Origin of the sequence: Nitrososphaera sp. (genome assembly GCF_036397675.1) — an archaeon.
GTDB lineage: Archaea > Thermoproteota > Nitrososphaeria > Nitrososphaerales > Nitrososphaeraceae > Nitrososphaera.
This window is the reverse complement of sequence record NZ_DASWIL010000015.1, coordinates 1-7820: the sequence shown is the minus strand read 5'-3', so window position 1 is coordinate 7820 and position 7820 is coordinate 1. Positions and strand designations below refer to the sequence as shown.

The window sequence follows — 7820 nt, the reverse complement described above, 5'->3', positions numbered from 1 at the left end:
GACTATCAAGGAACTTTCTTGCTTCATCCTCAACTGCTATCTCAAATGCACGAATTGCAGTATGTGTTTCAGGAGCAGATGGCGATGGCTCGACAACATGCAATATTGTTACTTTGGATTCATGTAACTTCGCTAGCTTCAACGTATACTCAAGGGCTCTATTGGAGTTTTCAGAGCGGTCTACAGCAACTAGAATTTTGGAAAATGGTGGCGATGCTCTCAATGCTAATTCTACCATCAGGTCTAGCTGTCCAGAATGATAAAAAAGCTTTGTTCCATTCTCACGTTGCCATCTTAATCCAACAGCTATCCTTGCCGTTTGGCAACCACGCAAAGCTGTTCACCCTTCCAGTGGCCAAACCAATTAGTCTTCGTGGTATTCTTGATTACTCTGCTTCCTCGCCACTGCTTAATTTTCTCACATGGAACCGAGATTTCCACCAAATGTAGTCATCTATGTCAGAGGCGAAGTAGCACGGCGCACACAGTACAAGGCTCAGCTCGAAAGCATGGTTCGGCCTCCCAAGTTCAAACTGGTCGAACTCGATAGGCATGAAGCGGGGCAGGTAAGGCTGAAAGAAACCATAGCCCGGCTGACTGACGATATCGCTGCGATAGTGAGAGAGCACTTTCCCGATATCTTGATAAATGAAAACCAAGAGATCATTATATCGAACATCCTTGCTGTACTGCCTGATCCAGAGCAGGTAATAAGGCTAAGTCAAGTAAGCGCCAGGGGCCAAAGGGCATAACACCCGCGATGGATGGGTGATGTTATTATCTAAGCGAGGTAAAAGGCTGCTTTCCGAGTATGCAGCGGTCAACAGACACAGTGATCGAACGATTAAGGCTTTGCTGCACGGATGAGTTCTCAAGTGGTAAAACGTGTGTTCAGCAGCAATTTTTTAGCGCCTGAACCATGCAAAGAAGATGAACAGGATGGCGACTATCTCGAACCTACCAGCCAGCATATTTGCCATCAGAATGAGCTTTGGCACAAGGTCCGCATCTATAGCAATTATGCCTGTGGAAAGGCCGGTCGTCGTGAGCGCGGACACCGCCTCGAACAGCGCGTCCTCAAAAGGCGCATCTTCAAGCAAGCTGAGCGCCGAGCCTGTGACAAGGGCCACACCGACGAAGAGTCCGATCACGATTGCTGCCTGCCTAAAAGCCTTGTCCATCAATTGTGGTGAGACCGATGTGTAAACGTCCGTCAGGTCCTTCTTGGCAAGTTTCTGGTAGATGAGCAGGAACCTGCCTATCTTGATGCCGCCTGCGGTGGAAAACGTCGTCCCGCCTGCCATCATGATCAGGATCAGGGCCACCTTTGCGGCAATCGGCGACGCCTGTATGTCCAGGTACTGAAAGCCTGAGTTTGTGGATGCGCTCACCACATGGAATGCCGAGGTAAGGGGGTCGGTGTCAGAGAGCACGAGGAAGACCGGCACCGCGGAGGTCATCAATATGGCGTAGACGAGTACTTCAAGGCCGAGCTTTTTCCTTCGCAGCTCCTTAGAAAATATCGAGTAGTGGAAGGCAAACGGCAGGGCTGATATTATCATGCCTACGCCAAGGAGGAGTAGATGTGGGACATTTGTTGGTGTCACCGCCGTAGAAGACGGCGCGAAACCTCCGCCTGTCACGGAGTCGAAGACAAGTGCCAGCGTGTGGTACGGGTTTGTTCCGCCTGTGGCGTAGAACATCAGCGCAAGAACTACGGTGTATACTGTGAAGATGACGGTGATAGTTATCAGCAGCTGCTTAAACCTGAGTGCGCTGCCGGAGATAATGTCGCGCATCGCCTGCAGCTTTTGCTCCGGGTAAAAGAGCGTCATGATAAGGTAAATGAAAGAAAGGCCGCCGGTCCACTGGGTGTAGGCGCGGTAGAAGATGAGGCTGTCTGGCATGTTTTCGGGAAACGCTATCATGGATAGGCCCGTGGTGGTAAACCCCGAGATGCTCTCGAAAAAGCTGTTTACGAAAAGCGCCTCGACAGGTATGTCTGGACCGAATGGGTTGACGTACATGTAGGGTATGCTGCCGAAAAGGCCGAGAAGCAGGAAGCAGCTTACAACAAGTATGGATGACTGTTTCAGGTTTATGGGCCCGCGCTCGCCGTAGGTGCTGAGCACAAAACCCGTCGCAAACAGGCCGACTACCGCAATGAACACGCCGGTCGCCGACTCGGTCTGGCCAATGAACGCGCCAAGCAACGCGGGGAACACTAGCAGGATGCCGGCAAACTGGATGACGAGCCCCATGTTTCCAAGAAGCGCCTTTAGATGGCTGCGTACCGCGGACCTGTACTTGCGAAACGTCCTTTCAAGCACGGAAGTCCGGATGGAGTCTGCAAGGGCCTTTTGCGTGACGATGCCCCGCACCTTGTCCTCCTCGACGATTGGTATGCGCTTTACCTTATAGAACCGCATCAATCCCAGCACTTCGCGCGCAGTCGCCTTAGGGCTTGCAGTAATGATGGGGCTAGTCATTACGGTTTTCAAAAGTATCATGTCAGAGTCGCCGCCGGTCTGCACCACTTTGTCAAGTATGTCGCTGTCAGTCACTATGCCGATGGGTGCCCCTCTGTGGGTGACAATGATGGTGTCACCGTTTCTTGCCTGCATTGTCTCTACGGCCTTGGCCACGTCAAGTTCGCCATCAATCAGGACAAACTGCCGGCTGACGAAGGACGTGACGGGGCGGTCCAGAGCATTCTCCATACGGAGTAGCCATGAGGGAGAGAGGACGGTTATTAACCGTTTTCGTATGTTTCTACATGCGTAGAAATCAGTCGACTGAAGGTCAAAAGCAAAAATATAGGAAAATGAACCCCTAAGGGAGCGTTGACCGGCACCCTTGATGCAATACACACTTCGCTTTCATACGTCAAGGGAAGCCTGAAGAACGCGACCGTAGTAACGGGCCCTGAAAAGCAGGAAGGCTTTGTATTTTCGCTCTTGAACCCGCCGGTCCCACTTGGTGGCAACATTGTCTCGCTCGACCTGTACATCGACGAGATCCCCGTCCAGAAAAAGAGCATCTACGTCGTCACGGGCGACTCGCTTGTCAACGCCGCCTTGATTTCAGAGGAGCGGCCGCTTGCGTTCAAGCCTTTCCAGAGCGCGCGTTTCCTAGTAATAAATGGCGGCCTGCGCAAGGGAAGACACAAGCTTGCAATCATGAGCAGGATGGAGGGCTTTGAGCTGATAACAACTCCTTTCACGTTTTCAGACAGTGTGGCCTTGCAGAATGAAAATGTGGTGCTGCCGTTGGACCCGACGGCCGAGACAGAGTCCTCAGAAGACGTGTTCCGCGACTTTGCCACGCCGCTCGCGCTGTCCGGCAAGAAAGCGTACATCATCTGCTCGTCGTCAGGCGCGCTGTCCGCGCCGTGGACCTGGATGGGGGTAAAGTACGACAACGGCGGGCTGTATGTGCCGCCTGTGCGCGTGTTTGGACGAATCGTCGTGGAGATATCGATGGAAGAGGGCGTGAGGAAAAGGCTGCCGAATTTTGTGGTGTCGTCAAGGCACGAAAACGGCGTGCTGCAGACACGGCACGAGTTGGCGGGGCTAAGCGTCACAAGGACCCTATTTGTTCCGCAAGAAAGCAAGGGATTTGTCATGATGACCAGCCTGCGCCTACTGGAGGGCCTTGTCATGAAACGGGGAAGAAAGAAGAGGCGCGTCAGGATGCACTTTCTCATTGACGGTAACATCACGAGCTATGGCCTCGCCGCAGTATCACAGAGCAACACATCAAGGTACGACAGGAAGAGCAACTGCCTGCACCTGAGCACTTCGCCTCAAAAACAGGCACAGTACTTTGGCACAATAGGCGTTGCGCCAAAGGATCTGGAGCCGCGCAGGATACTCACGGACTCGTTTGATAATGACCTCGAGCTGTCGTACGACGTGGAGGTGGGTAGCCAACCAACGGAAATGGCGCTTGTGGGAACTGGTAGCTTTACAAGCGGCAAGGAATGCCTGCGTGAGTTCGTGGAAATGCGCGACAACTATGCTCAGCTGCTTGAAGAAACGCGCGGCGGATTTCTCCACTACTCGTCGTCAACTCTGACCATTCGGCAAACAGGCGAGAGGCAGAGCGCCGAGATGAACCGGCTTATCCGAGCGTACGAGAAGGCCAAGGCCTCTCTCAAGTACCTGAAAGGTGAGTATGACGGACTGGGCCCGGGAATATGCGCCGGCTTCCCTCGATTCCCGAACTACTGGGCTCGCGACACAGGATGGTCGCTTCGGGGCTACCTTGCGATGGGAGACTATGCGTTTGCAAGGAAGGCGATAGACAATTTCCTGCGCCACCAGGCAAGCGGCGCCAAAGGTGTGACCAAGGGGGAGCTTCCCATGATAATAAGTGGCAGAGCCTTTCTGCACTCCACCACTTACGGTTCTGCAGACTCGACCTTTCTCTTCCCGTGGGCTATACGACAGTACGTGATGTCAACGGGCGACTTGCAGTACTTGCGCAGGAGGTGGCCTGCCATAGTCAACCTCGTAGACTGGGGCCTACAGAAGGACCTCGACGGCGACGGATTCATCGAGCACGGCTTTACAGGCATTGCGACGAAACTGCCGATACAGGACTCAACCTGGATGGATCACATCGACCGGCGCAAGAGCGCAAACGACGTGCAGGCGTTATTCTACGAAAGCCTTGCGGTGGGCAGCGAGCTTGCTAGGCTCGTAGGCGACTCTGTCAGCGAAAAGAGGTGGAGTGCTAGAGCCGAGGAATTGAAAAGCAAGATAAACGCCGAGTACTGGAACCCGGAAATCGGCTATTACTTTGACACCATAAGAAAGGATGGCTCCAAGGACCAAAGCATCCGGCCAAACGCGCTCGTTGTTCTGATAACCGGGGCCGCAGGCGACAGCGCCAAGGAGGCCGTGGTCCTTGACAGGATAGAAAAAGACGACATGACCGCAGAGTGGGGCGTAAGGACGCTGTCGACGCAGGATCCCAAGTACAGGCCGGCGTTCTACCACGACGGGGCAGTGTGGCCGCTTGTGACAGGCTGGGCCGCGCTTGCAGAACTGAAACTTGGCCGGACCGAGCAGGCTTACCGCTACCTAAAGTCGATGGCTGATAGGATACTGGTAGAAAACGGCATGTTCGCAGAAACGTACAGGGGCGACAGGCCGGAGCCGTTCAACTCGTGCATCCTACAGGCGTGGTCCGTCGGAATGTACGTGCACGCGTTCCTTGAGCTCGTACTTGGCATGAAAATTGATATGACAAGAAACACGATCCACATCGATCCGATGTTGCCCGAGTCGCTAAAGCAGGGCTGCGGCAGGATGGAATTTGAATGCCATCTCCCTAGCCGCAATGGATCGGCGAAATTCTCTGTGGCGATAGACCCTGCAAACGACAAGCTGTCTGTTAACTTCGACAATCTCAAAACAAAACCACGAGTAGAAAGCAGCTACCGCATAGTGTAGTCCAGGGTTCTGGTGGGTAGCCGACTATCCACCAGAACTTGAGTGCGCTAGGAATAAATTGTTCCTAGGGTGCTTGAGAGGGTGGATGTTTACGCTCTACACGCCTCAAACTGCCAACAAGACACTGCCTGGGGTAAAACGAATGTTTGCAGACATTGTCGCCAAGAAGAACAAGGTGGTGGTGCTCCAGCAGGAGCTGCAAGGGATAGTTGACTCGGTGAGCGACTTTGAACGCTTTATCAAGAAAAAGCAAGATCTGAACTCGGCCGTAACCGAACTCTACAGAGCCATTGAAATCCTTGAAGAAACAGGCGTGTCGATAAAAAGCGTGGACGAGGGGCTGCTCGACTTTCCCTCAAAGCGCTTCGACGAGGAGGTGTGGCTGTGCTGGAAGGCCGGCGAGGACGAGATAAAGTTCTGGCACAACAAGGACGAGGGCTTCATGGGCCGCAAGCCGCTTGAATCCACAGGCGTTATCGAGCCATAATTGAGGGATGCCTGTAGAACTCTTCGGGGGAGAAGAACGTTGACAACGTTCTACAGGCAAAAATCGGTTATCGTATTTTGTTTATAATAAGTGGAGCACGACGGGGGGAGGGGGTGTCAGTTAACCAGATATGAAAAGGGTAAGGTTATGACAGTCAGAAAAGTTAACTTGGTTAATAAAGAAAAGAGCGCCAGATGAGGCGCTTTAGTCTTGGCCCATTAGCAAGCGCGCTTTGTCTAACTCGGGCAGTTTGCGCCAGTTTGCAGTAATGGTTTTCAGAGCGTTTATCGTGTTTTCGTCTACGGCGATGCCTAGCATCTCGCTGGCCTTTTGCAACACCTCTTGCCTGTCTGCTTTGCTCTCGTGTACGCTTACATGCTTGGCGATTTTCTGATAAAATGCTTGCCGTTCTGCGAGGTTGTGTACTTGGTACTGATCGAGGTATTGTTTACGGCCAAGCATGGCGTGCGCTACATAAGCCGGCACTACATTGATAGCTCTCGTGAACCAGCGTTTGCGGTAAATGTGCAAGTGGTACTTGTGATAAGCATGTTGCTTTATCTCATTGCCGACTCGAATTTCTAGGCGCTGGTCAAGACCTGCTTTTTTTAGCGCTTTTACATAGAACGCGCTAAACTTGTCTGCCGCTTGCTTGCCAAGTTTTGAGACAAAGACATAGTCGTCTGGCCCTAGTTTTTTGTTTTCAATTAACTGCTTTACAGCGTTTGCCGTCTCGCTAGTGCAAAAAGTCTCGATGTACTCGCCTGTTTTAAAGCGGTTAGTCTCGATGCGGCACACTGGCTCGTTAAATTTGAATTCTTTAACGCGCAGTCTGATTACTTCGCTACGGCCAAGACCGCTATCGACCATTACAAACAATGCTGCTCTTAGTCGCGGGCTTGCAAAGTTCAGAATCGCCCTTATTTGCTCGTCGCTTGGTATTTCTTCGATTGCATCTATTTTCTTTGGCATGGCTACTTTGTCTCGAAAGTCTTTGCTGTCGGCCCTAAAGCCTATGTAATGCAAAACTTGCTTTATGGCGTTAACACGAACGATCGTAGTGCCGGGCAGTAATTGTTTTGCGTCGCAATGGCTGACAAAGTTATCTAGCAATTGCATTATTTGCTTGCAGTCTTGCGGTTGCATCAAGTCTGTGTCTTTATCGCGTCTGGCTATTGCCTGCGCCAAAATTTCGTTTAGTTCTGGTGTTACTTCGCTAAAGTAAACCATTGCACGACAACCCAATAAAGCAGTCGTCGCCTTTTTACTGCGTCTGCTTGTTTTGATGCAATAGCTTGGCCAGTCGATAGCCGGCAGCTTTTCGATGCATGTTAGCAGGTAGTTAAAGCCGTGCTCTTTTGCAAAAATTTCGAGTCTTGGGTCTTTTGCTGTCTGCATTGTTTTGTAACCTACCCTATTTCGCGTGCGGTTTGCTTGTGTAAGCATAGGTCGAATAGGTGTAAACGACTATTTAAGTATAGGTCGAATCGGTCGCTTCGATACAATAGGTATTTAAACAATGTTTTGCTTATGTCAGGTGTGGCCAAGTCAAGTGTGCAAAGTGCACGGGCAGGTACGCCGTCGGTGCGATGTACGATACCGTCAGACATTGCCGAAGCGCTAAAACTGCAAGTCGGTGATGTGTTAGACTGGTCAGTTATCGAAGACAAAGGCAAAAGGTACGCCAAGTTTCGCAAGCTCGAATAGAGTCGTTTTTGTCAAAGTCTACAGACTTGGGCAAAAGTTGTTCAGTAGTACCCCTAAATTCGTGCTCAAAATCAAGTAGACAAAAGACAGGCCAAGTAAGGTATGTTATCTCTGACTTAATATCAGAGATAATATCAGAGATAATGTCTGATTTTATCTCTGAGATA

General features: G+C 51.4%; 7 protein-coding genes. 4 read left to right on the top strand and 3 right to left on the bottom strand.

The window, feature by feature from the left end:
• Positions 1 to 238: universal stress protein (locus VGA14_RS02800; protein ID WP_331002223.1), on the bottom strand; the 238-nt coding region annotated here is incomplete at its 3' end.
• A 184-nt stretch (positions 239 to 422) separates the two neighbouring features.
• Between VGA14_RS02800 and VGA14_RS02795 the strand changes: the two genes are divergently transcribed.
• A complete protein-coding gene (locus VGA14_RS02795) occupies positions 423 to 752 on the top strand; it encodes a hypothetical protein (RefSeq protein WP_331002222.1) in 330 nt (109 codons plus the stop codon).
• Positions 753 to 905: 153 nt separating this feature from the next.
• Here VGA14_RS02795 and VGA14_RS02790 read toward each other — a convergent pair whose 3' ends face one another.
• The gene (locus VGA14_RS02790) at positions 906 to 2720 is read right to left on the bottom strand and encodes a potassium transporter TrkG (protein ID WP_331002221.1); all 1815 of its coding nucleotides are present in this window, start codon (positions 2718 to 2720) and stop codon (positions 906 to 908) included.
• A 123-nt stretch (positions 2721 to 2843) separates the two neighbouring features.
• On the opposite strand from VGA14_RS02790, the gene VGA14_RS02785 reads away from it, so the two are divergent.
• Both VGA14_RS02785 and VGA14_RS02780 read left to right on the top strand, forming a co-directional pair.
• Positions 2844 to 5459 carry an amylo-alpha-1,6-glucosidase gene (locus tag VGA14_RS02785; RefSeq protein ID WP_331002220.1) on the top strand — a complete coding sequence of 872 codons (2616 nt, stop codon included), beginning with the start codon at positions 2844 to 2846 and terminating at the stop codon, positions 5457 to 5459.
• An 85-nt stretch (positions 5460 to 5544) separates the two neighbouring features.
• On the top strand, positions 5545 to 5946 hold the full coding sequence (locus VGA14_RS02780; protein ID WP_331002219.1) for a DUF2203 domain-containing protein: 402 nt from the start codon (positions 5545 to 5547) through the stop codon (positions 5944 to 5946).
• Positions 5947 to 6150: 204 nt separating this feature from the next.
• Here VGA14_RS02780 and VGA14_RS02775 read toward each other — a convergent pair whose 3' ends face one another.
• A complete protein-coding gene (locus tag VGA14_RS02775; RefSeq protein ID WP_331002218.1) occupies positions 6151 to 7344 on the bottom strand; it encodes a tyrosine-type recombinase/integrase in 1194 nt (397 codons plus the stop codon).
• Positions 7345 to 7485: 141 nt separating this feature from the next.
• Here VGA14_RS02775 and VGA14_RS02770 point away from each other — a divergent pair, with 141 nt between their 5' ends.
• Positions 7486 to 7653 (top strand): AbrB/MazE/SpoVT family DNA-binding domain-containing protein, encoded by a 168-nt coding sequence (locus VGA14_RS02770; RefSeq protein ID WP_331002217.1) that lies wholly within the window; start codon positions 7486 to 7488, stop codon positions 7651 to 7653.
• Positions 7654 to 7820 lie beyond the last annotated feature (167 nt).